Annotated in this window: 21 protein-coding genes; 11 read left to right on the forward strand and 10 right to left on the reverse strand. The window is 59.4% G+C overall.

Features of this window, described 5'->3' with window-relative positions; translation table 11 throughout:
• Window positions 1-2: 2 nt before the first annotated feature.
• Window positions 3-893 carry a LysR family transcriptional regulator gene (locus N005_RS21830; RefSeq protein WP_024777250.1) on the reverse strand — a complete coding sequence of 297 codons (891 nt, stop codon included), beginning with the start codon at window positions 891-893 and terminating at the stop codon, window positions 3-5.
• 168 nt (window positions 894-1061) lie between these two features.
• Here N005_RS21830 and N005_RS21835 point away from each other — a divergent pair, with 168 nt between their 5' ends.
• The 6 genes from N005_RS21835 (at window position 1062) to N005_RS21860 (ending at window position 7589) form a co-directional block, all read left to right on the forward strand.
• A complete protein-coding gene (locus tag N005_RS21835) occupies window positions 1062-2144 on the forward strand; it encodes a 4-oxalomesaconate tautomerase (RefSeq protein WP_047703085.1) in 1083 nt (360 codons plus the stop codon).
• Window positions 2145-2184: 40 nt separating this feature from the next.
• The gene (locus N005_RS21840) at window positions 2185-3510 is read left to right on the forward strand and encodes a dicarboxylate/amino acid:cation symporter (protein WP_047703086.1); all 1326 of its coding nucleotides are present in this window, start codon (window positions 2185-2187) and stop codon (window positions 3508-3510) included.
• 139 nt (window positions 3511-3649) lie between these two features.
• Entirely contained in the window at window positions 3650-4954 is a 1305-nt protein-coding gene (locus N005_RS21845) for a CitMHS family transporter (protein WP_047703087.1), read from the forward strand.
• A 91-nt stretch (window positions 4955-5045) separates the two neighbouring features.
• Complete coding sequence (locus tag N005_RS21850; protein ID WP_047703088.1) at window positions 5046-6299, forward strand: OprD family porin; 1254 nt, start codon at window positions 5046-5048, stop codon at window positions 6297-6299.
• Between the two features lie 101 nt (window positions 6300-6400).
• Complete coding sequence (locus N005_RS21855) at window positions 6401-7093, forward strand: type 1 glutamine amidotransferase domain-containing protein (RefSeq protein WP_047703089.1); 693 nt, start codon at window positions 6401-6403, stop codon at window positions 7091-7093.
• Window positions 7094-7163: 70 nt separating this feature from the next.
• Entirely contained in the window at window positions 7164-7589 is a 426-nt protein-coding gene (locus tag N005_RS21860; RefSeq protein WP_047703090.1) for a DUF1810 domain-containing protein, read from the forward strand.
• Window positions 7590-7593: 4 nt separating this feature from the next.
• On the opposite strand, the gene N005_RS21865 is transcribed toward N005_RS21860, so the two are convergent.
• From N005_RS21865 to N005_RS21875, 3 genes are all read right to left on the reverse strand, one after another.
• Complete coding sequence (locus N005_RS21865) at window positions 7594-8856, reverse strand: TIGR02270 family protein (protein WP_047703091.1); 1263 nt, start codon at window positions 8854-8856, stop codon at window positions 7594-7596.
• 99 nt (window positions 8857-8955) lie between these two features.
• Window positions 8956-9414, reverse strand: a complete 459-nt coding sequence (locus N005_RS21870) for a DUF6484 domain-containing protein (protein ID WP_047703092.1) — start codon at window positions 9412-9414, stop codon at window positions 8956-8958.
• A gap of 16 nt (window positions 9415-9430) precedes the next feature.
• The gene (locus tag N005_RS21875) at window positions 9431-11632 is read right to left on the reverse strand and encodes a type VI secretion system Vgr family protein (protein WP_047703093.1); all 2202 of its coding nucleotides are present in this window, start codon (window positions 11630-11632) and stop codon (window positions 9431-9433) included.
• A 366-nt stretch (window positions 11633-11998) separates the two neighbouring features.
• Between N005_RS21875 and N005_RS21880 the strand changes: the two genes are divergently transcribed.
• The 4 genes from N005_RS21880 to N005_RS21895 are packed head-to-tail and all read left to right on the forward strand — an operon-like array spanning window position 11999 to window position 15978.
• The gene (locus tag N005_RS21880; protein ID WP_055129278.1) at window positions 11999-13093 is read left to right on the forward strand and encodes a DUF2169 family type VI secretion system accessory protein; all 1095 of its coding nucleotides are present in this window, start codon (window positions 11999-12001) and stop codon (window positions 13091-13093) included.
• Window positions 13090-14121 (forward strand): hypothetical protein, encoded by a 1032-nt coding sequence (locus N005_RS21885; RefSeq protein WP_047703094.1) that lies wholly within the window; start codon window positions 13090-13092, stop codon window positions 14119-14121. Before N005_RS21880 ends, N005_RS21885 begins: the two co-directional genes overlap by 4 nt.
• Window position 14122: 1 nt before the next feature.
• Window positions 14123-15112 (forward strand): PAAR-like domain-containing protein, encoded by a 990-nt coding sequence (locus tag N005_RS27835; RefSeq protein WP_052126438.1) that lies wholly within the window; start codon window positions 14123-14125, stop codon window positions 15110-15112.
• A gap of 32 nt (window positions 15113-15144) precedes the next feature.
• Window positions 15145-15978, forward strand: a complete 834-nt coding sequence (locus N005_RS21895) for a hypothetical protein (protein WP_047703095.1) — start codon at window positions 15145-15147, stop codon at window positions 15976-15978.
• A gap of 52 nt (window positions 15979-16030) precedes the next feature.
• On the opposite strand, the gene N005_RS27840 is transcribed toward N005_RS21895, so the two are convergent.
• From N005_RS27840 to N005_RS21915, 5 genes are all read right to left on the reverse strand, one after another.
• The gene (locus N005_RS27840; protein ID WP_144402710.1) at window positions 16031-16969 is read right to left on the reverse strand and encodes a hypothetical protein; all 939 of its coding nucleotides are present in this window, start codon (window positions 16967-16969) and stop codon (window positions 16031-16033) included.
• Between the two features lie 92 nt (window positions 16970-17061).
• Window positions 17062-18306, reverse strand: a complete 1245-nt coding sequence (locus N005_RS21905) for a hypothetical protein (protein WP_047703096.1) — start codon at window positions 18304-18306, stop codon at window positions 17062-17064.
• 101 nt (window positions 18307-18407) lie between these two features.
• Window positions 18408-18848 carry a cytochrome c gene (locus tag N005_RS28405; RefSeq protein WP_081993318.1) on the reverse strand — a complete coding sequence of 147 codons (441 nt, stop codon included), beginning with the start codon at window positions 18846-18848 and terminating at the stop codon, window positions 18408-18410.
• A complete protein-coding gene (locus tag N005_RS21910; protein ID WP_052126440.1) occupies window positions 18793-19083 on the reverse strand; it encodes a hypothetical protein in 291 nt (96 codons plus the stop codon). Before N005_RS21910 ends, N005_RS28405 begins: the two co-directional genes overlap by 56 nt.
• 94 nt (window positions 19084-19177) lie before the next feature.
• On the reverse strand, window positions 19178-20281 hold the full coding sequence (locus N005_RS21915; RefSeq protein ID WP_047703097.1) for a polyamine ABC transporter substrate-binding protein: 1104 nt from the start codon (window positions 20279-20281) through the stop codon (window positions 19178-19180).
• A gap of 136 nt (window positions 20282-20417) precedes the next feature.
• Between N005_RS21915 and N005_RS21920 the strand changes: the two genes are divergently transcribed.
• Complete coding sequence (locus N005_RS21920) at window positions 20418-21209, forward strand: helix-turn-helix transcriptional regulator (RefSeq protein WP_047703098.1); 792 nt, start codon at window positions 20418-20420, stop codon at window positions 21207-21209.
• A gap of 21 nt (window positions 21210-21230) precedes the next feature.
• Here the strand turns inward: N005_RS21920 and N005_RS21925 are convergent, their stop codons facing one another.
• Window positions 21231-22526 carry an MFS transporter gene (locus tag N005_RS21925; RefSeq protein WP_047703099.1) on the reverse strand — a complete coding sequence of 432 codons (1296 nt, stop codon included), beginning with the start codon at window positions 22524-22526 and terminating at the stop codon, window positions 21231-21233.
• Window positions 22527-22584 lie beyond the last annotated feature (58 nt).

Consider the following 22584-nt stretch of genomic DNA (forward strand, 5'->3'; position numbering starts at 1 on the left):
TCTTACTGCGGCCACTGCTCAAGCAGGATCGAGACGAACTTCTCGGCGGCGGGGGACAGGGACGCACCTCGTCGATAGACCAGTCCCAGCGATCGGTTGACCACCGGTTCGATCAGCGGGACGCTGACCAGTGTTGGATGGTCCCCGGCGGGCATCGCCAGGCTGGGCATTGCCGATACCCCGAGGCCTGCTTCTACCAGCCCCAATGACGTGGACAGATGTTGCACCTCGTAGAACCATTGCGGACGCCAGCTCAGGCCCGACAAAGCATGATCGAGCAGCATGCGATTGCCGCTCAGGCGACCCACCCCGATCAGGCGATAGTCGCTGAGTTCCGACCAGGTGACGGCGCTGCGCCCAGCCAATTCGTGATCGCGGCGGCAAGCCAGGACAAAGGGTTCGTTGACCAGGGGCACGAATTCGATGTCCGGGTGCTGGCCGCTCATCATGTTGATGCCAAAGTCGGCTTCGCCGCGCAGCACCGCCTCTAGTCCTTCGTTGGCGCTGAGGTCGAGCAGGCGGATGCGGATTTTCGGATAGCGTTCGTTGTACAAGCGGATTACCGACGGCAGGAAATAGAACGCTGCGGTGGGTATGCACGCCAGGGTCACCCGGCCGATCTGCCGTTCCGCCAGCTCGCGAATGTTGAGGATCGAATCGTCGAAGTCGTCCAGCAGGCGTCGCGCCTTGGGCAGGAAGTCCCGTCCTACGCTGGTCAGGCTGACCTTGCGTGTCGTGCGATCGAGCAAAGCAGTGCCCAGACCTTCCTCCAGCTTCTTCATGCGTCGGCTTAGCGCCGGCTGAGACAGGTGGAGCGCATCGGCAGCCTCGTGGAAACTGCCTAGTTCGGCGATTTTGACGAACGATCGTATGTCCTGTAGCTCATATTCCATGCCGGATCCTCATAAGCAACGCGATGCATCGTGGTGGTCATCCTACGGGCATTGATTCGTGAAACGCAATAAAGTCTCCGATCTTTGCATTGGAAACACTTTTCAAAGCCTGCCACTCTTGCCTCCAGAACATCAATTATCCAGATTGATTAACAAGAGTTAGTGTTCATGCAACGAATTCCTTGTGTGCTCATGCGCGGTGGTACCTCCAAAGGCCCGGTGTTTCTCGCTTGGGATCTGCCGGCCGCCGTCGTGGAACGTGACGAGCTGTTGCTCGATCTGATGGGATCTGGCCACGAACTGGAGATCGACGGTATCGGCGGCGGCAGCCCGCAAACCAGCAAAGTGGCAATCGTCAGCCCATCGTTGCACCCCGAGGCGGATGTCGATTACCTGTTCGTCCAGGTCATGGTCTCCCAACGTCGGGTCGACACCGCGCCCAACTGCGGCAATATGCTCTGCGCCGTCGGCCCGTTCGCCATCGAGCAGGGGCTGGTCAAGGCGACCGGTGACCGTACCCCGGTGCGCATTCGCAACCTCAATACCGGTACATTTGTCGTGTCCGAGGTGCAAACCCCGGGGGGCAAGGTCAGCTATGAGGGTGACACCGCCATCGATGGCGTACCGGGCACTGCCGCGCCGGTGGAACTGACGTTCCTGGATGCGGCAGGCAGCAAGACGGGCAAACTGTTTCCCACCGGTCAATCGCAGGACGTGATCGACGGCATTGTGGTGACCTGCATCGACATGGCCATGCCCATGGTCATCGTCGAAGCGAGTCAGCTCGGCAAGCGCGGCGACGAAAGCCCCGCCGAGCTGGATGCCGATAAAGCCTTTCTGCAACGCCTGGAGTCCCTGCGGCTCAAAGCCGGGTTGGCCATGGGCCTGGGCGATGTCAGCGACAAGGTGATTCCCAAGCCGGTGCTGGTGTCGCCGGCAAAGTCTGGCGGAACGCTCCAGGTGCGCTACTTCATGCCGCACAACTGCCATCGGGCGCTGGCGATTACCGGCTCCATCGGGCTTGCCACCGCGTGTGTGACCGCAGGCAGTGTCGCCGCCGGATTGATCGGCGGCGTCAGCGAGCCCCGCTTGCAGCGGGTCCGCATCGAGCATCCGAGCGGCGGTATCGACGTTGTTTTGTCCTATGCCGGGGAAAAGGGTGAGACCATCCGCGCCTCGGTGGTACGTACCGCGCGCCGACTGTTTTCGGGTTTCGTCTACGCCAAGGGTTCCCAACGACTGGCCGGTTAGCCGGGCTGTCGTTGTCGTTAGCATCAGAACAATTCTAAAAATGGGTGATGCCATGAAAGTCGTTAAATCGCTCTACTTCCAGATCATCTGCGCCGTGCTGCTGGGCGTGGTGGTCGGGCACTTCTGGTCGCAACAGGCGATTGCCTTGAAGCCGCTGGGCGATGCCTTCATCAAGCTGATCAAGATGATGATCGCGCCGGTGGTGTTCTGCACCATCGTCACCGGTATCGCCGGCATGAGCGACAAGCGCTCGCTGGGGCGCTTGTTGAGCAAGACGATGCTGCTGTTCCTGGGCTTGACCGTGGTCAGCCTGATCATCGGCCTCGTGGCGGTCTATGTGTTCAAGCCCGGGGCCGGGATGAACATCGACCCGACCCATCTGAGCACCCAGGGCCTGGCGCAGTACACCGACTCGGCGGCGAAGCTGGGGGTGGTCGACTTCTTCATGCACATCATTCCCGACACCTTTATCGGCGCCTTCAATAAAGGCGAGGTGCTGCCGGTCCTGTTTATCGCGGTGCTCTGCGGCTTTGCCCTGTCTTCGCTGGGTGAGCGGGGCAAACCGGTACTGGACGTACTGGAATCGGCTTCGCACATGGTGTTCAAGATCTTTTCCTACCTGATGCGTTTAGCCCCGATTGGCGCATTCGGCGCCCTGGCGTTCACCGTCGGGCAGTACGGCATCACTTCGTTGGGGAGCCTGGCCAAGCTGATCATGACCTTGTACATCGCCTGTGCCTTCTTCGTCTTCGCGGTCCTGGGCGGTATCTGCCGGGCCCATGGCTTCAGCCTATGGAAGCTGCTGCGCTACCTGCGCGAAGAGTTCCTGGTGGTGCTGGGCACGTCTTCGACCGAACCGGTGATGCCGCGAATGCTGGAAAAACTCCAGGCCCTGGGTTGCAAGAAAGGGGTAGTGGGGCTGGTGCTGCCGACCGGCTACTCATTCAACCTGGATGGCACCGCGATCTACCTGTCGCTGGCGGCTATCTTCATCGCGCAAGCTTGCAACATCGAGCTGACGCTGACCCAGACCGTCACCATGCTGGCGATCATGTTGTTGTCGTCCAAGGGCGCCGCGGGGGTGACCGGCAGCGGGTTCGTCGCGCTGGCCTCGACCCTGACGGTCATCCACGACATTCCCCTGGCCGGCCTGGCCCTGTTGATCGGCATCGACCGCTTCATGTCGGAAGCCCGGGCACTGACGAGCCTGGCGAGCAACGCGGTGGCCACCGTGGTGATCGCCATTTCGGAGAACGCCTGCGACCGCCAGGTGCTGTTGCAGACCCTGGACGGCAAGCCTTCCCCGTCAGTGGCCCAGGCGACAGATGACGCCTGGGACGACGCCAAGGCCGCGAAACATCTCTAGCCGGTCACGGCAAACTCGATATCACGGCGCTACACCCTTCTTGACCTCTGCCAGGCACACTGAACGTGTCGCCTGGCAGGTTGGAAGGCGTGCGCCTGGGTGTTGGTAAAGCTACGAATAACAACAAGAGAACTGACCTATGCTCGCTTTACTCGGCTTGGCCATGGTGGTGGTCTTCACCTTCCTGATAATGACCAAACGCCTGTCGCCGATCGTCGCCCTGACGGTCGTGCCCATTGTCTTTGCGGTGATCGGCGGGTTTGGCGGCACCACCGGCAAGATGATGCTGGACGGCTTGAAAATGGTCGCGCCTTCGGCGGCCTTGCTGCTGTTCGCGATCCTGTTTTTCGGCCTGATGATCGACGCCGGGCTGTTCGATCCACTGATCCGCAAGATCCTCAAGCGGGTCAATGGCGACCCGATGAAAATCGCCGTCGGCACGGCCTTGCTGTCGCTGGTGGTAGCGCTGGACGGCGATGGCACCACGACCTACATGATCACCTGCGCCGCCATGCTGCCGTTGTACAAGCGTATCGGCATGAACCCGATGATCCTCGCGACGGTGGCGATGCTGTCCTTGAGCATCATGAGCGGCATGACCCCCTGGGGCGGCCCGGCGACCCGTGCGATTGCGGCACTGGGCCTGGACGCCGGCGATTACTTCGTGCCCTTGCTGCCGACCATGATCGGCGGCGCGCTGTGGGTGGTGTTCACCGCATTCCTGCTGGGCCGTGCCGAACGCAAGCGCATTGGCAACGTCCAGCTGCAAAGCGGCGGCGGAGATTGCTATATCAAGGCGATCATCGAAGACACCCCGCACAAGCGGCCGAAACTGGCCTACGTCAATCTGCTCCTGGTGATCGCGGTCATGGCGGCCCTGGTGATGGGGCTCATGCACTCGGCGATCCTGTTCCTGATCGGGTTCGTCCTGGCGCTGATGATCAACTATCCGCAACTGGACATTCAGAAGGAGCGCATTCTTGCCCATTCGGGCAACGCCATGACCGTGGTCCTGCTGGTTTTCGCGGCTGGCATCTTCGCCGGGATTTTCTCCGGGACAAAAATGGTCGACGCCCTGGCGCAGACCCTGGTCGACTGGATTCCGCCCTCGTGGGGGCATTTGTTCCCGCTGGTGGTGGCGATCACCAGCATGCCGCTGACCTTCGTCCTGTCCAACGATGCCTACTACTTCGGCGTCGTACCCATCCTGGCGAATGCCGCTGCGGCGTATGGGATCGATCCGGTGGAAATCGCCCGGGCGTCGATTCTCGGTCAACCGGTGCACCTGATGAGCCCGCTGGTGGCGTCGACCTTGCTGCTGGTGGGCATGGTCGATCGTGACCTGGGCGACTTCCAGAAAGCCACCGTCAAGTGGGCCGTGCTCACGTCCCTGGTGATTACCGCTCTGGCCTTGCTGACAGGTGCGTTGACCCTGTTTTCCTGACCCACCCGACACCTTCGCTTTGCGCCCGACACGCCTCGCCATCGAGGGGGGCGCTGGCGTGCGCGCCAAATAACAACAAAGAGAAACCGATATGCACACTTTTCTGACCCGTGGGGCTGTACTCCCGATGCTTGGCCTGTTGCCGCTGGCCGTTGCCAACGCCGAAGGTTTCGTCGACGACAGCAAACTCAAGCTGCAACTGCGCAACGTCTACTTCAATGAAAACTTTCGCGACGAGCACGGGATGAGCGCACGGGCCGCGAGAACCGCGAAGAGCGAACGCACCGAATGGGCCCAAGGCTTTCTGTTGGATTACCAGTCGGGTTTTACCCCCGGCACCGTTGGCTTTGGCGTCGATGCCCTGGGGCTGCTAGGGGTCAAGCTCGACTCCGGGCGTGGCCGCAGTGGCACTGGCCTGTTACCCGTGCATGACGATGGTCGCGCCGCCGATGAATTTGCCAGCGCGGGGATGACCGCCAAGGCGAGGGTGGCCAAGACCATACTCAAGTACGGCACCTTGTTGCCCAAGACCCCGGTGCTGATCTACAACGACGCGCGACTGTTGCCCCAGACCTACCAGGGCCTGCAGGTCAGCAGTTCTGACATTGATAATCTCGCCCTGACCGGCGGCCATCTGGAGCGTTTCAAGCTGCGGGATTCCAGCGACAGCATGCCGATCGTGCCTGACGGCTACGGTGGCGATCAGTCGGGCGACTTCAACTACGCCGGTGCCGATTACAAACTGGGGAAAAATACCCGCTTGAGCTACTTCTACGGTGAACTCGAGAACTTCTATCGACAGAACTTTGCCGGCATCCAACACGACCTGCCGCTGGGCAGCGGGGTGCTGACCAGCGACCTGCGCTACTTCAACAGTGTCGATTCCGGTTCAGCCTACGGCGGCAAGGTCGATAACGATATGCTCAGCGGCCTGCTGTCCTACGCTGTTGTTGGCCATACGTTCAGTGCCGGCTACCAGGCGCTCAGCGGCGAGGCCGGCTTGCCGTACATCAGTGGTGCCACGGTCTATTCCTTCAGCAATGTCGGGATTGGCAAGTTCATCGAGGAGGACGAGAAGACCTGGATGCTCGGCTATGGCTACGATTTTGCCCGGCTAGGTGTACCTGGCCTCACGTTGTCCAGTCGCTACCTGAGCGGCAACGATGGCAAGTCCAACAGCACCGTGAAGGAATGGGAGCGTGATGCCGAAATCGCTTATGTCGTGCAGCACGGCACCTTCAAGGGGCTGGGGGTGAAGCTGCGCAACTACGTCTATCGCTCGGACTTTTCACGGGGCCGTGACAGCAACCGAATCTACTTCACCTACGATGTTGCGCTTTGGTAGGACGTTGGTCCAACCCGCTTGAACGTCTGCCCCAACGCGGCCTCTGAGAGTAATGCAGGGCGAGCCCACTTCGCCCGTTTACGCTCGGAGGCTGGATGCACATGAACATTCTGATGGTTCTTACCTCTCACGATCAGTTGGGCGACACCGGCAAGAAGACCGGTTTCTGGCTGGAAGAATTCGCCGCGCCTTACTATGTGTTCGTCGACGCCAATGCGACGGTCACGCTCGCCTCCCCAAAGGGTGGGCAACCACCGCTGGACCCCAAGAGCAACGAAGCGGACGCGCAAACCGATGCGACCCGTCGCTTTGGCTCAGATACCCAGGCCCAGATGGCATTGGCCGACACGCTGCCGCTGGGGGAGATCGACCCCTATGACTTCGATGCGGTGTTTTATCCAGGAGGCCACGGCCCGCTTTGGGATCTGGCCGAGAACACCGACTCCAAGGTCCTGATCGAAGCCTTCTACGAGTCGAATAAACCCATTGCCGCCGTCTGCCATGCGCCCGGTGTGTTCAAGAACGTCAATGCCCCGGACGGCCAGCCGATTGTAAGAGGTAAAAAGGTAACCGGGTTCACCAACTCCGAAGAGGAAGCGGTGGGATTGACGCAGGTGGTGCCGTTCCTGGTGGAAGACATGCTCAAGGCCAAGGGCGGCGAGTATTCCAAGGGGGCGGACTGGGCCAGTTATGTGGTCGAGGATGGGCACCTGATCACCGGCCAGAATCCGGCATCTTCCGAAGCCGCCGCCCATGCGTTGCTCAAGCGTTTGAAGCAGGAACAGTCGGCCTGAGCCATGGGTTGTCGCTGAACGCACACTGCCGGCTGCGAATGAGGCGGCCGGTGGAAGGAGGCAATGAATCATGAGCGACATCTACAATTTGTCCCGTTTTGTCGAAGCCCAGACCCCGGTATTCAGCCGTGTCATGGACGAGCTGCGAGCAGGTCGGAAAACGAGTCACTGGATGTGGTTCATCTTTCCGCAGTTGCGGGGCCTCGGTCGTACCGAGATGGCGGCTCGGTTCGCCATCTCTGGCGTGGCCGAAGCCTGCGCTTATCTGCAGCACGAGGTGCTCGGCCCTCGGCTGGAGGCTTGCGTGTCCACTGTCCTGCAACACCGCGACCTGAGCGCCGGGCAAATCTTCGGTTCGCCCGACGATCTGAAGTTTCGTTCCTGTCTCACGCTGTTCATGATGGCGCTGCCGGAGTCGACCCTGTACCCACAGGCGCTCGATCAGTTCTATTCGGGTGAACCCGATTCCAAGACGCTTCTGCTGTTGGGGGATTGACGGATCAACGCCCGAACGTCGCCGTCATGCCGAGCAATCGCTTTTGCCGCCAGGTCGGCGCGCTTATTGGAAAAAGCACCTCGTTCGGCCGATAACGGGCCAGACCGCAGGCGGCGGCGAGGCGCTGGCGTTGCTGGCCGCGAACCAGGATCTGTTCAAACGTGTGTTCACTGTGGGGTAATCCCAGCAGGTAGCGGGTGCCCACCTGCCACTGCCCGCTGTTGGCTTGCCACCAGGTTTCAATGGATCGCGGATCGGGCCAGGGCAGGTTTTCATCGGGGTCCATGGCGACGTTCGGGTCCTCAGGGTCGTCGTTCGGGCCAGCATCGAAGTCCGGCAGGTTCTGCAATTCCAGGTCGACTAGCGTCAGGTCGGCGCCGGTGATCAGGCTGAACGCTTCGCCGGCGATGCGAGCGTAAGGCAAGTCGTTCATCTGCTGGATCAGCCAGGGCACGCAGACCGGATCACCCAGCAATCCAAGGGCCTGGATGCCGATTCGCAGATGCCTGGGGTTCTGCACCCACTGGCGTATCCAGGCGATGCTGATCTCGCGTTCTTGCCAGGCCATTAACACACTGAGGGCGCGGTATTGAAATGCGCCCGGTTGCTCGGCGAATTGGCGCAGGGGTGCCAGGGCCTGCTGATCACCCATCTGCACGGTGGCCCAGGTGGCCCAGAAACGGCAGGCGGCATCCGGGTGTGCGCAGTGGGCGCGGAGGTTGGGCAGCAAGTCGCGCCGGCGCAGTTCGCCGGCGGTGCGGGCGGCACGGGCCTGCACGCTTGGGTCCGTGTCGCACAGCCCAGTCAACAGGGCGGGGCCGGGGTCTCGCCGGTGCATGCCGCAGGCTGCAAGACCGAGGCGGCGAAACATCGGCCCAGGCGCGGCGAGCATGCGCTCGATCCAGGGCGCTAGCCGCTCCCAGTCGAGCCAGCCCAACGCCATCAGATAGCCGCGTTCCGTTTCTGCTGCGCCTCTCAGGTGTTCGCTCAGCCGCGACAATACCTTACCATTGGCCGATTCGAAGGCCAGCACCGCACAGGCGAACATTTCGCCGATGGCATGGGGCCCGAGTTGCGCCAATAGGGTTTCCAGGCTGTCCTGGGCTGCGATACGCAACCCGTCGAGGTGCGCGTCAAGGCGATTATCGAGCGTGCCGAGGTGTTCGATGTCGTAATGCGGTGCGCGCACAGCGTAGTCGCGCAGGTTGGCAAGGAAGCTGGCTTCTTCGGCGTGCTGCTCGATGATCAGGAACAGCGAGTTGGTCATGGGACATTCATGTGTTGTGTGGGCATATCAACCGCTGCCACCGGTTGTCATCGAATTTGAGTAGGGCGCCTGCCTTCTAGGCTCTGTACGAAAAGGAGCCTAGTTGATCTGCACCGAGCCGCCCTTGATGCGGTTGACCCCGCTGGAGCGGCTGGAGAGGTAGGCGCCTTGGATGATCACTTTGCCCGCCCGGGTCAGGGTGATGCTGGCCTTGCCGCAGCGCAGGACGATTTCCCGTTCGGCGGTGAATTCCAGGCGTTCGCCGTCCAGGTGGGCGAGCACTGGCGTTGCAGGCTCTTCCAGACGTTGGATGCGGCCGATCACCAGCGGCCGTGCCGGGTCGCCCGCCTCGAACATCAGTGCGACCTGGGCGCCGATGTCTTCGCGGTTCAGTGGGGTGGTGGTGCGTGCGGCGAGGCCTGTTTCACCGGGACAGCCGGGAAAAGCCACCACCGGGGCGTCCATCTTGGGCACGTCCAGCAATACGCCAATCACCACGCCCTCCACGCGCATTGGCGTGGAAGTGGTGGCTGCGGGGAGAGAGTATTCAACGGTCATTGCGGCCACTCCACGGCTAGTTCTGCAGGATTTTCTGGCCCTTGACGACAACGTTCCTGCTGGCCTTGATGTTGATGGCGCCAGAGCCGTCGAGGGTGATGTTCTTGCCGCTGATCACGATGGTGCCGTCCTTCTTCATGGTGATGCTGGCCGCCCCGGTGGTCAGCGTGATCGAGTCGCCGGCGGTGAGGGAGAAATGCTTGCCCACATCCAGGCTGTCGTTCTGCTTGATATCGGTGTTGCGGTTCTGGGCGACATCACGGGATTCGTTCTGGCCGATCTGGGTACTGTGATTGCCATTGATATCGGTGCTCTGGTTGCCGCTGATCTCGATGCCTTCATTGCCTTTCACCGATTCATTGCGGTTGCCGGAAATGCCGATCGTCTCGTTACCGCCGACGTCCTCGTTGCGGTTACCGACGATAGTGATGGTTTCATTGGCGCCGACCTTCTCCGTGCGGTCCGCTCCGATGGTGATGGTCTCATTACTGCCGACCTTCTCGGTGCGATTGACGCCAATGGTGATTTTCTCGTTACTGCCCACATCCTCGGTACGGTTCACGCCGATGGTGATGGTTTCGTTGTTGTCCACCGTCTCCGTGCGGTCGTGTTTGACGTGCACGGTCTCGTCGTGGTCGATGGTCTTGCTGCGGTCATGGCCGACCCAGTGGGTTTCGTCGTTCTCGACCTCGATGTCCTGGTTCTTCTCGGCGTGGATGAACAGCTGCTCCGAACCTTTCTTGTCCTCCATGCGGATTTCATTGAAGTTGGCCGGTGAGCCGCCCTTGCTGGAACGGCTTTTTACCCCGCTCTGGGTGGCATTGGCGGGCAGGCCGTAGGGCACGGTCTGTTCGGCGTTGTAGACGCGGCCGGTGATGATCGGCCGGTCCGGGTCGCCTTCCAGGAAACTGACGATCACTTCCTGGCCGATCCGTGGGATCTGCACCGAACCCCAATTCTTGCCAGCCCAGGCCTGGGACACCCGAATCCAGCAGGAGCTGTTCTCGTTGGATTGGTCATGACGATCCCAGTGGAAATGCACCTTGACCCGGCCATACTGGTCGGTCCAGATTTCCTCGCCACTGGGACCCACCACCACGGCCGTCTGCGGCCCGCGAACAATGGGCATGGGCGTCAGCGGGAGAGGGCGGAAAGCCTGATGGGCATCCATGCAATCCAATTCGCTGACGAACTGTTCGGTCAGGTCCGACTGCCCGCTTTCATAGGGATCCTGGCGAATCTGATAGCGTGCGACCACCACCAGGTATTCGCGATTCTGGTCCGCCCGGTCGTAACCGGTCAGCGTGAACAAATGACCGCAGCCCAGCCCGCGAGCGAGACCGCGCAGTTGCACCCGTTCGAACTGACTGTGAATGGCTTCGATGCGGGTACGCGCATAGTGCTCGCCGTCATTGCTTTGCAGGTACTCACCGGGATAGTCATAGAGCGGGTAGTCGCCGTTGCTGTGCTCGCGCATGACGCTGGAGCGCACTTCCAGGCTGGCGCGCGGGCGTTGGAAGTCATAGTCGTTCAGCGCCAGGGACCCGGGTTGGACTTCCCGTGCCAGTTGCCAATCGTAGAAATGATCCCGTTCGCGCATCTGTCGATCGGGCGGATAGAAGGGGACGGAGGCGTAGTCCGGCACCGTGGAATGGGCGCCATAGGCATCGGCCAGCACCAGTACATGGCGGGCCTTTTCATGGCGGAAGTAATAATAGATGCCTTCCTGTTCCATCAACCGGCTGACGAAATCGAAGCTGGTTTCACGGTACTGCACGCAGTATTCCCACTCGCGATAACTGCCGCTCAGGCTGTCTTCGAAATCGGAGAAGCCGAGGTCACGGAACACCTGCTTGATGATGTCCGGCACGGTCTTGTTCTGGAAAATCCGGCAATCCGAGGTGCGGGTGAGTAACCAGAGCCAGGGCCGCAGCGTGACACGGTAACCGGCGAACTGGCCGTGGCCGGTCAACTGGCGGCAGCTGCAGACCATCCCGTGGAAGTAGCGTTTACCGCCCTCGTACAGTTCCAGGGTCAAGCCCATCGGCTTGCCCAACAACTGATCGAAGGTGATCGCCCGGTCTTCCGAGGTCAGATCCAGTTCGTAGTGAAAACACCGACCCAATTCTTCACTGCCTTCCATGCCTTGCAGCAGCAGGACATCGCCGCCAAGGGGGCTGTCGACCTGCACCAGGCGGGTGTTTTGCGTGAGTGGCATCAACCGCGCCTCCTGGCTGGGGTCCGGACGTCAGTGGGCCGTCTTGACTGCATAGCGCTGTCTATCCATCACAGGTTGATCTCCCTATCGGTCTATTCGGCGCCCAGCTCCATCCGTCTTCGACGGACCGGGTTGTCGTGCGCGTTAGCCTCGTTCAGCAAGCGTAGACGGGAATGGCGGGGTTGTTACTCGCCTCACGGTCGAAGAGTGGAGCCAAGCGCCAAGCCGGCAGCATGCTATCGTTGCAGTACAACAACGCAGGTGTCGCCAAGGAACGGAGGTGTGGGCTCGTAGCGCCACGGCATAGGGTGTGTTCATGCCCCTCAGGATTGTTGCCAGGCTATGTGCACGGGTCACCAGAGCACTATGCAGATCACCAGCAATACCACCCCATTTCTCGCCGAACGCTTTGTTTCAACAGATAAAAGCGGACAGAAACACTGCGTTGTGGTTGTCAGGGCGACCTTTGACGTTAACGATCAGGGCGGCTGCGTGCCTGCAGCGGAGCAGGTCCCCTTTGTGTACTGCGACCAGCATCACGGCGATCCCGGCACGACATCGGTCCGTTTCGAGTCTGACTTCGCACCGGTGAAACCACGCGTCGATGTGCTGGTCCACGCCTCGGCCGTTTCTCCGAAGGGTGAACCCGTGACCCGGCTACAGGTCGGCTTCGCGGGTGCGGGTATCCATAAGCTTGCAGTGGTGAGTGGCGATCGCGTTTGGACGCTCGGTGTTACCGGGATCGTCGCGTCGCCGCCGTCGCCCTTCACCTCGATACCGCTTTCCTGGGATCGTGCTTTTGGCGGCAGCGATCAATCCCATGACGACGAGGCAAAACGTGGCAGCGATCTTCGCAATCCCACCGGTGTTGGTTTCCATTTGAATGACCGCGACGACAGCATCCTCAATACGAGGTTGCCAAACGTGGAGCGCCCTGACGATCTGACGGGGGCTTGGACGGATAAGCCGCAACCCATTGGATTTGCCCCCATCGGCCGGGGCTGGCAGCCGCGTATCGGCTTCGCCGGGACATACGACCGGCACTGGTTCGAGACACGTCGGCCCTTTCTGCCGGAGAATTTCGACGTTCGTTATTTCCAGGCGGCACCGCTCGATCAGCAGTTGGACCGTCTGGAAGGCGGCACCCGCTTCACCTGTGCCAATATGAGTCCGGGCGGGGCGTTCGTCGCTCAGACGCCGGCCTTCGACATCCCGATCACCTTCCTCTTCGACAATCGCCAGGTGCAGGCGGTTATCAACGCCGACACCGTCATTCTCGAGCCCGGTTGTGCCCGGCTTACGTTACTCGGCAGGACGTCGGTGTCGCTGCCGCGCAAACTGGCGCAACTGCGAGAAATACAGGTCGGCAAGCGCCGTTATACGAACCTGCACGGTAAACCGCATTTCGCCAACCTGTCAGACCTGGTCAGCTCATTCGGACATGGGGAGGCGAAGACATGATGCAGCCCGTCTACCTGTCTTGCCTGGGATTGCTCTGCGCTGTCGGCCTGACACCCGCGGCCGCTGCTGCCGCGATGCGTGCGGGGATCAGCGGCTTCAATGAATTGCCGTGGGTCGAAGACGGCCTGGAACCGATCATCGGTGCGAGAGTGCCAACGGTGGCGGAGGATCTCCACGGGCGTGCACGGCTCGTCGAAATGCTGGTTCAGGTGCTGGGCCAAAGCCGTGCCACATTGGCGGGCCGCGCGGATCTGGGCGAGATGCCGCTGCTTCTCTGCACGTCCGAGCCGCAAAGGCCTGGCTCGCGTATCGACGGCATCGTGACGGAAGTCGAGGCGCGATCGGGATGGCTGTTGCAACGTAAAGGTGCTGCCCATGTGGCCCTTGGGCATGTTGCAAGCATCGAAGCGTTGAATCTGGCAGAGCGTGCCATGGACCAGGCCGACCGTGACGCCTGCCTGATCGTGGCGGTCGATTCCCTCGCCGATCCCCGCTGTTTGCTCTGGTTGGAGCAGAGCGGCCGGCTCAAGACCACGCTACGCTCGGATGGCGTGATTCCCGGTGAAGGCGCTGCGGTGCTGCTCGTCAGTCGAAAGCCGATGAGTGCCGCGCCCTTGGTGGTTCGTGGGGTGGGGACTGGCAACGATACCGCCACGGTGCTCAATGACGAGCCGCAACTGGGCGTGGGGATGACCGCGGCTGTCGCTGCAGCCATCGCACAAGCCGGCGTTGCCATGCACGACATCGCTTGGCGTTTGAGCGATGTGTCGGGCGAGGCCTACGGATTCGAGGACCTAGCCCTGGTCCAGTCGCGCCTGATGCGGCAAACCCGCCCGACCCAGGATCTATGGCATCCGGCGAGCTATGTGGGCGACTGTGGAGCGGCGTTGGGAGCGATACAAATCGCTTGGCTTGAACAAGCGTTTGCGCGTGGCTACGCCCCCGGTCCGATTGCGCTGGTACACAGCTCATCAGCGAACGGTGCACGGGCGGCAGCCGTTATCAGTGGCACAGTGAGGGAGCGCTGACATGTCGCACGAGGTTTATGCCAACAGCAATGAGATCGCCGGAAAAGCCGGTATGGGCAAAGTGATCGCCTCGTTTCCCGATGTCTGCCTTTCGCCGCCAGGGCCACCTGCCGGGCCGATTCCGATTCCCTATCCAGACACTTCCTTCTCGTCGGCGCTTAAACAGGGCTCCAGGACGGCCATGCTGCAACGCAAGCCGGCCGCGTTGTCGCAACAGTCCTATTACCAGCCTTCCATGCTCGGTGACGAAGCGGCAACCCGGGCCTGGGGCATGTCGGTGATCACGCACCAGATTACGGGCAAGACCTATTTCCAGGCCTGGTCGATGGACGTTCAGATCGAGGGCAAGTATGTCTGCCGACACTGCGACATCACCACCAGCAATCACGCCAGCGCGCCTGGCGTGGGGGCTCCCAATCCGAATCTTGAAGCAGCGGGTTGGGGCGAACTGGAAGATGAAAGTCCTTACAAATGCGCGTGTTGCAACGGGCCTCGTCATTCCGCCGGTAAACCGATGACGATGGACGATTGGTACATGAAGGATTCCGCCGGCAATGTGGCCCCCCATGCGGCGACATACACCACCTTGATGAACGACGTGAACAATCGCAAGACGGCAACGCCTCCTTGCACCTGCAGCAGCCGGCTCGTTCCGTCAGCACCTTGCAATGTATTCAGGCGACCCGTGACGCCAGCGGAGCGGCAGGCGAACAAAAGCGCCTGGAACAGCCTGCGTGACACGTACCAAGGGGTTTTCAATGTACCGAGCGAAGCACAAGTGATTGCCAATCTGACGCCGAAGCTGGGGCGCGCACCGGTGCAGGCCGAGATTCAAGACGAGCGGCAAGTCAATCACCTGGTGCCCAAGGCTGCGGCCGGCGGCTGCCCCGTCGGTGAAGGTAATCTCGAGAAAAACGGCGACTTGTGTCCTGTATGTCGGAATCTGGACAAGCGCTTTGGTACGCTGCAGTCATTGGCCTCAAAAGCCTGAGCCGATGCAAGCGACGACTGTGAGGAGTGGCAATGGAGTGGAGTCGTTATGGCAACCCGGAAATGGTCGACTGGCAAGGGCGGGGGTATTTTGCCTACCCTGACGCAGTGACCATGCCTCCCGGAAGGGAAGTCGGGCAGTTGCCGCAGGAGGGTGACTACTTTCAGTGGTTGGAAGCCCTGCGGCGGGCAAAGCATGGCGATTTCAGCCTGCTGCCAGGGCTCGTCGAGTTGGGCAGCGGCGACACCCATCCGGTAAACCGACGCCTATGCGCGGAGCTGTTAGGCGATGCCGGACCGACTGCAACGGTCGATGCTCTCGCAACACGACTGGCATCCGAAGAAGTGGGCCTTGAGCTCACGCTGGCCTGGGGCGCAGTGCTAACACGGCGCGGAAAGCTGGCCGATATGCCCATTGTGCTCGCCGCATTCGAACGGGTCGCGACCATCAGCGACGCCGAGATCCTGCCAGTGCATCTCTCGGCTTGCCTGGAGACGGGATACGAACTCTGCGACCACCAGGACTACGACTCACTGGACAGCTATTGCGACGCGGTGCTGAACAGATGCGCCGAACTGGCAGGCAGATTCGGTACGGACCAGGTCTGTGTCGACGGCGGTGAACCGCTGAGTGTGATTGGCCTGGCCCAGCGGATTTTACGGCGCTTGCGAGAACCTTGCTTCCCATTCGAACTGCGCCGGCGCTTCGAATGCGCGACCGGCATCGACTGCTCTTCCTTCTACCATGACCGGGTGTTCAGACCGATGCAGGCCTCAGCGCTTCTGGAAGCCTTTCTCGAGGACCCCGATGCCAGTGGGTTTAAAAGTGGCGTCCGTTATTTCTTCGGGCATCGTATTCCAGATTAGGGAAACGATTCGCTTCGTTTGTGCAAATGCGCGCTTACCCAGTAAGACTCTGTCAAAGTTTTACAGGGGCGGGCTTGGGGGCGGCTTTGATCACCGTGCCCGGTTGGAGTACCGAGTTACAGTATTCGATAATCGTAGTTCTCGCAGCGAGCATCGAGTCTACGACCGTAGCTTCGGTAGCGAAGCGGGCCATCGTGTTAAAGCACACGTAGGCCTCGTCCGTTTGCTCGAAGATTTTGAGCGCAATCTCTTTTACCGCATCGGTACTGTTCGTCATCGGGCTTCCGGCAGCGTTCACAGTAGTCTCAGCTTTAGCAACACTTGATCCAGACGTCAGCAAATTGGAGCCAGCTGCTATCAATTTGTTAAGTTCTGCCATTTCATCCGCCAGTGCCGCCAACTTCTGTGTCTGCTCCGCCGTGGCCGGTGTGGCCGCAGTGATCTGACTCTCGATATCTGCTTTCTCAGTCTGAGCTTCCTTCAGACGTTTCGTCGCAGCATCAATGCTGCCAGTGATCGAGGCCGTGCCGGTTTGCGTAAGGCTGACTACGGGGACCTGCCGTACCCCGGAGAGTTGTTCGATGGCCAAAAGCGCCACGGTGTAACGCTGATTTCGAGTCAGCAGCATCTGGTACTCCACATCGCTAATGGCGCCATTCATGCGCGCCTCGCAAAGCCGGAACATCTGATCGCGCAGGACCTGAATTGTCTGCGTGCGCATACCAACGAACGTCGCAGCCTCCTGCTGAGCTGCGCTGATCTGCGCAGGGGTTTTTCCGACTTTCGCGGCTAGCTCCCCAGCATAGCTAGCCATCGCATCAGGGCTTGGCTCGGCACACACCACCCTGTTGGCGCCTACGACATTGGTCAGAATGGCTCGCTGCTTGATATCGATTAGTGCGCTGTCGTCTCCACTGAACGAATGATTGCGGTAAACGCTATTGAGATTTCCACATCCTTGGATCGCCAGGAGAGTACTAACCAGGGCCAAGCAGCAACCTCTATTCATGGAGCGGCTTCCTTGTCGAAGGGGTAATCCTGAGCAGCGTAGCTGAAGGATGGCGCTATGCCATATTTTTAGCCTCATAAGGAGCGTTTCCCTATGCAAGGGGATTGGTCAACGACACCGGCAGAGTGCTTTCTAAAAATGGTTTCGCGAAGATGCTTCTCCACAGACTCCCAGGGGGTCTTTGTATCCACGGCGCTTAGCATCCAAGCTCCAACAGCTACAGGATCATTGGCATACACGTGATTCCCATCCCGGGCGTAGGTCAAAAGCCAGCCCGGATATTTGTCGTTGAAGCTATGCTCGTCACCACCATGCTTGTCCTTAGCCTGCACCCGATAGTTGTAGGCTTGAGTGAGGACGGCGTAATGACTACCGTCGACAACCTCCTCCTTGCGGCAGGTGTGAGCAGGGGAGAATGAGTCCTGGAAAATATGAAATATGCTGCCGAGCGCCACATCAGGTGTGCGCTTGTTTCGATCATCGATGGGAACGCCAGAGCGAGCAAAGAGCGTCCGAATTTTTACGTTTTTTTGCTTAACGCATTGATTTAGAGCTATCGAGGGGAGTCCCAAGCTGGCTTCGATTTGAGGTGTGAGAGGTGCGTCGAAAGGCGTATCGCCCGTCGCCACGTCATAAGCGAACTTGATCCACACGAGAGCCAGCCTTGTGGTTTCTTCTAATCGCGCCTCTTCACTGGCATCCTTGGGCATTTGGCTAGACATGAAGTGGAGGTATTGGAGGTTTCCATAGTGAGAGTTCCAGCCGAGATGATTTTTCCCCTCAACCTCACAATCTTCGCGGCCCCCAGCGTATTTTTTAGATTCGGGTTTGAACTGGCCATTTAGATTCCACAGTCCATTTCTGAAGTCTTTGCTTTCACCCCACGTGTACATCAAAGGATCATCGTTCCACCAACTGCCATAGATGATTGCAAAGGTGTTGTGAGGAGTCCTGCTTGGTGACTTAGCCCACGCTGGGTCATTCATGTATTCAAAAATGAGCCGTTTGGGCTTGGAGCTGTCAGTCTGTCTCTTGCGGACCAGGAATCCTTCAAAGTCGGCGCCGCGGTACTCGTCAATGGCGAAATTAGTCATATGCTCATGGACGGTCCCTTTTGAATATTTGCCATTGGCATATCCCTCGATCAGGTCTGTTTTCTTGCAAAGATTCCAGTCCCTGGTCGGCGCTTGATCAAGGTAATAAGTGTTGTAGACCAGCACCCTCAGGCAGGGGTTAATTTCAAACCCCCAGGTTGCAGGCGAGGAAAGGGCGCACTCCCCGGCAACGAAAAGAGCGGCAATCAGCTTGGCTAGTTTCATGGCGTCCCTGCTTTGATGGTATTTTAATATCATGCTAGGAGACGGTAGCTAAAATACAAGCCGTTTTGCCCGAAACTCATTGGGGAGGGGGCCTGGCGAGATCAGCGACTTTTTGAAATCACGCCACTCATGTATTGATTCAAATCCCGCAGGTCCTGAACGCTCCAAGCGTGGGGCGGCAGCTTTACACCATTCTCCCGCAGGGTCTTTGGAATCAGGTTTCCATTGGGACGAAGGATGACCGATGAGACGATTACGCCGGGATAATCTTTGAGTCGTTTCTTGAAAGCGGCGCTGGTCAGGTCAGGGGTAAGAGGATTGCTTTTGTTAGCCAAGGGGCCTGTGCCTTTGATGTCAGACCCGTGGCACATGGCGCATCTCTGGAGGTAGAGATTTTTACCGTTAGCGTTGTCCGCGAAGGATAGGGGTGTTTGAGTGAGTGATAAGCACCCTATCAAAAGCGACAAGCCCAGGTGATTGCCGATTTTACGGGTGAGGGTCGCTATGCTGCCGGGCTGTACCGGAATCACGATCCATGGCATGACGAACGTCCTTTTCAGCCGGGGCAAATTCGGGAAACTCCACCAGCAATGCCTTGTTCCCGCCGATGATGAGTTTTTTCACTACCTGAGAGATGTTAACACGCACCACTCCGGTCGAGATGGAATACATCGCCCAGGCTTGTTCGGGAGTGCAATGAATGATTTGTTCTTCAATCTCGTCATAGGCTTTGCGCTCGTCCGAGTTCAAGCAGGCTTGGTAATCACCTTGGCACATGATCTTGTTCCTCCCTAAGACCTCTATGACAGTCCCCTGTAGAGAGGACTGTCCTTCCCTATGTGGTTTTAATTACGCCAGGCAAAACAGTGGATTAAATGCCGCTCTTCACTTTGGTCCAGACGCGGGTGCGAATTCGTTCCAAGGCCAGGGGCAACGGCTCTAGAGGGACAAGTGAAGCGACTGTTTTCTTGTCTGGATAAATCCAGGGATTGTCACGTAACTGTTGCTCGACAAACTCAGTGGCGTCTTCGTTGGCGTTGGGATACAGCGTGTGATTTGAAGTCCTTGCGATGATTTCAGGGCGTAGCATGTAATTGATAAACGCCATGCCTTCCTTCGGATGGGGAGCGTCTTTCAATAAGACCAGATTTTCCGACCAGACCAGTGCTCCCTCGCGAGGGAGGCTGTAGGCGATCTTGCGCCCGGTTTGGTTTTTCTCGTTCATGGCCTGTGCAGCCAGAGCACCATTGGCCCATCCCACCACCGCACAGATATTGCCGTCGGCGAGATCCGCGTCAATTCGGGATGAGTCAAAATAGAGCACGTAAGGACGGATTTTCAACAGCAGCGCCTGGGCCTTCTTGTAGTCATCCGGATTCTTGCTGTTGCTCGGCAGCCCCAGATAATGCAAAGCGATCGAAATGATTTCGCTGGGTGAGTCGAGCATTGCCACGCCACAGGACTTCAGTTTACTGATGTTCTCTTCTTTGAATATCAGATCCCAGCTGTCGACCGGAGCATCATTGCCCAGTGCAGCCTTGACTTTATCAACGTCATAGCCGATGCCAGTGGTGCCCCAAAGATAGGGTACGGCGTAACGATTACCAGGATCATTGACGGCAAGTTGAGACAAGATGTCCGAATCGACATGGGATAAATTGCCTAGCTGATTGCGATCCAGCGGCTGGAGCACCCCAGCCTGGATCAGACTTGGCAAGACATTGGATGTGGCGACAACGACGTCGTATCCCGTGCGGCCAGCCATGACCTTGCTCTGCATGATTTCGGCACTGTCGAATGCATCCATGTGGAAGCGGATGCCGGTTTCCTGCTCGAACTCCTTCGGGGTCTGCGGGGCGATAAACCCAAACCAGTTGTACAGATTCATGCCGGGTTCCACAGCCCCCACCGAGCTGCTTATCCCGATACAAAGAAGCGAGGCTGAAAATATGTTGCGCAGGCGCGACTTGCTCATACAGCTATCCTTGTCAAGACGAGGGCCCTCATGGTCCTCGTAACTCGGTAGCGAATATACCGGGCATTGACGGAGAGTAAATACCTACGAATACTTATCCGCGCCCGACGAATCCCTAACCCAAAAGGGGTAGAAAATGCCTCTCGACCTCCATAGCCTGGCTTGGCATCGATCAATTGGACAATTGATCATGCGATTGAACCGTCCAGAATTCTGGAGCTCGCTTGTTCGTTTGTTGAATGAATACGTGCAGGTTGATAACTGGGTTGTACTGATCTTTAGCAATCACCAAGTGCAAGTTGTCAGCCTTCCTGAAGTGGCCGATACAGAGGAAGTCGATGCGTTTATCCATCGCTATGTGAAGGGCCTTTACATGCTGGATCCGTTCTACATAGCAGATCGAGAGAATCCTCAAAACGGCTTTTTTCATATGCCCGATGTCGCACCTGAGCACTTTCTCAAGACCGAGTATTACCATCAATATTTTGAACAGTATATTTCGGTGGATGAGGCGCAATACAACGTCAGGCTCGATGCTGAAAGAACCTTATGCGTTTCTTTCGGAAGTCATATCCGCTTCAGTCAGGAGCAGATAACCACACTTGATCTTATCAAGCCTTGGGTGACGGCACTCATGCATCAGCGCATGAATTTTGAGGTTGACGTCGCGAAGGATTTTACCGCGCCAACCCCATGGCCGGAGACAATGCCCTCACTCGGCACGCCGTTGACGACGCGGGAGAATGATGTGCTCAAATTATTGCTGAGCGGTTTTTCCAATAAGGAAGTCGCGGGTAAGCTTTCCCTGTCAGCCGAAACGATAAAAGTGCACCGTCGCAATATCTACTCGAAATTGAATATCAAGTCACAGTCCGAGTTGTTTGCTCGTTTCTTTACGTCGAAGCAGGATGCTCTTACGTCGAGTTGAACCTGCGGACTGCTCCAAGATTCAACAAGCTCCCGCGTCTGGCGCAAACGGTGCAGGCACCCCGGCCCATCCCGGTGCCAGCCGCCGAAGCGGCGTGATCAGCAGACCGAGACACGCCAGCAGCACGTACAAAAAGCCGGCTATGGCAAACAGCAAGCTCAACCCGCCGATCTTGCCGCTGCCCAGTACCGGGGCGAGCGAGGCCTGCCAGTCGCCGGGGGCGCTCAACAGCGGGATCGTCCAAGCGTCGGCCAGGGTGCCGGCGCCCAGTGCACCGATCGGCATCGCCAACAGGCAAACCATCTGCCGCGTCGACAGGACGCGTCCCAGCACTTCGGCAGGCAGGCTGCGTTGCCAGAAGCTCTGGTCGCTGCTGGTGCTCAGCGAGAAGCAGCCAAACGCAACGAAAGCCGCCGCGTACAGCAGCACCGGCGAATCGCTGACGCCGATGCCCAGCACGCTGGCCCCCAGCAGCAGATCCGCGAGTAATACGGTGCGGATCAGCCGGACCGGTGGCCTGGCCAACACCCACAACGAGCCGGCGAGCATGCCCAGACCGCCACAGGTCATCACAGTGCCCAGCACCAGCACCGAGTGACGCTCCATCACCAGAGGCGACATCAGTGCCGAGGCCAGGCCGAGCATCAGGTGTTCCAACGCCAGGTAGGCCAACAGTGCCCACAACGCCGGACGGGCGCGCAGCACGGCCAGCACAGTCGGCGTGCCATCGATGGGCGCGGCGCGGCCGGTGCCACTGATGCGCAGCGCCGAAGCGACCAGCGCCAGCCAAGTCAGGATGCCGGCGGAAAACAGCACCGCGCCCACGTCCAGCAACAGCACTCCGGGAACGCCGACAGCGCCCAGCAGCAATGCCGCCAGGGTTGGCGCAAGGAGTTGCGGCAAGCCGACCATCAGTTGCATCAGGCCGTTGGCCCGTCCGATGGCGTGAGGGCTGTGCAGCAAGCGCGGGATCGCCGCCTGGCAGACCAGCATGCGCACCACCAGCGCGCTGGAGTTGACTGCGGCGAAGGCATATACCTGGCCGCGATCCAATGCGCCTTGGTCGAACAACCACCACAGCACCAGCGCGGCGAGGCCACTGCAGCATTCGACACCGAGCAAGATCGCCCGCGCCTCGCAACGGTCCACCAGCCAGCCGGCCAGTGGTGCGAGGAGCAGGCCGGGCAACGCCGACAAGGCGATGACCCAGGCGTAATCGGTGACACTGGCCTGTTGCTGCAACAGCCAGATGCCCAGGCTGAAAGCCGCCAGGGCCGATCCCAGAGTCGACGCGACCTGGCCGAGCCAGGCCCACAACCAGGGCCGGAGCTCCCGGGCCCCTTGTGGGAGCGAGCCTGCTCGCGATGGCGGTGGG

This window comes from Pseudomonas mediterranea CFBP 5447 (assembly GCF_000774145.1).
In the GTDB taxonomy this organism is placed as follows: Bacteria; Pseudomonadota; Gammaproteobacteria; order Pseudomonadales; family Pseudomonadaceae; genus Aquipseudomonas; species Aquipseudomonas mediterranea.

What these genes read in the sequence shown, in the direction of transcription:
- N005_RS21830 (WP_024777250.1), bottom strand. Translation starts at nt 893, where the DNA reads ATGGAATATGAGCTACAGGACATACGATCGTTCGTCAAAATCGCCGAA.
- N005_RS21835 (WP_047703085.1), top strand. Translation starts at nt 1,062, where the DNA reads ATGCAACGAATTCCTTGTGTGCTCATGCGCGGTGGTACCTCCAAAGGC.
- N005_RS21840 (WP_047703086.1), top strand. Translation starts at nt 2,185, where the DNA reads ATGGGTGATGCCATGAAAGTCGTTAAATCGCTCTACTTCCAGATCATC.
- N005_RS21845 (WP_047703087.1), top strand. Translation starts at nt 3,650, where the DNA reads ATGCTCGCTTTACTCGGCTTGGCCATGGTGGTGGTCTTCACCTTCCTG.
- N005_RS21850 (WP_047703088.1), top strand. Translation starts at nt 5,046, where the DNA reads ATGCACACTTTTCTGACCCGTGGGGCTGTACTCCCGATGCTTGGCCTG.
- N005_RS21855 (WP_047703089.1), top strand. Translation starts at nt 6,401, where the DNA reads ATGAACATTCTGATGGTTCTTACCTCTCACGATCAGTTGGGCGACACC.
- N005_RS21860 (WP_047703090.1), top strand. Translation starts at nt 7,164, where the DNA reads ATGAGCGACATCTACAATTTGTCCCGTTTTGTCGAAGCCCAGACCCCG.
- N005_RS21865 (WP_047703091.1), bottom strand. Translation starts at nt 8,856, where the DNA reads ATGACCAACTCGCTGTTCCTGATCATCGAGCAGCACGCCGAAGAAGCC.
- N005_RS21870 (WP_047703092.1), bottom strand. Translation starts at nt 9,414, where the DNA reads ATGACCGTTGAATACTCTCTCCCCGCAGCCACCACTTCCACGCCAATG.
- N005_RS21875 (WP_047703093.1), bottom strand. Translation starts at nt 11,632, where the DNA reads ATGCCACTCACGCAAAACACCCGCCTGGTGCAGGTCGACAGCCCCCTT.
- N005_RS21880 (WP_055129278.1), top strand. Translation starts at nt 11,999, where the DNA reads ATGCAGATCACCAGCAATACCACCCCATTTCTCGCCGAACGCTTTGTT.
- N005_RS21885 (WP_047703094.1), top strand. Translation starts at nt 13,090, where the DNA reads ATGATGCAGCCCGTCTACCTGTCTTGCCTGGGATTGCTCTGCGCTGTC.
- N005_RS27835 (WP_052126438.1), top strand. Translation starts at nt 14,123, where the DNA reads ATGTCGCACGAGGTTTATGCCAACAGCAATGAGATCGCCGGAAAAGCC.
- N005_RS21895 (WP_047703095.1), top strand. Translation starts at nt 15,145, where the DNA reads ATGGAGTGGAGTCGTTATGGCAACCCGGAAATGGTCGACTGGCAAGGG.
- N005_RS21905 (WP_047703096.1), bottom strand. Translation starts at nt 18,306, where the DNA reads ATGAAACTAGCCAAGCTGATTGCCGCTCTTTTCGTTGCCGGGGAGTGC.
- N005_RS28405 (WP_081993318.1), bottom strand. Translation starts at nt 18,848, where the DNA reads ATGCCATGGATCGTGATTCCGGTACAGCCCGGCAGCATAGCGACCCTC.
- N005_RS21910 (WP_052126440.1), bottom strand. Translation starts at nt 19,083, where the DNA reads ATGTGCCAAGGTGATTACCAAGCCTGCTTGAACTCGGACGAGCGCAAA.
- N005_RS21915 (WP_047703097.1), bottom strand. Translation starts at nt 20,281, where the DNA reads ATGAGCAAGTCGCGCCTGCGCAACATATTTTCAGCCTCGCTTCTTTGT.
- N005_RS21920 (WP_047703098.1), top strand. Translation starts at nt 20,418, where the DNA reads ATGCCTCTCGACCTCCATAGCCTGGCTTGGCATCGATCAATTGGACAA.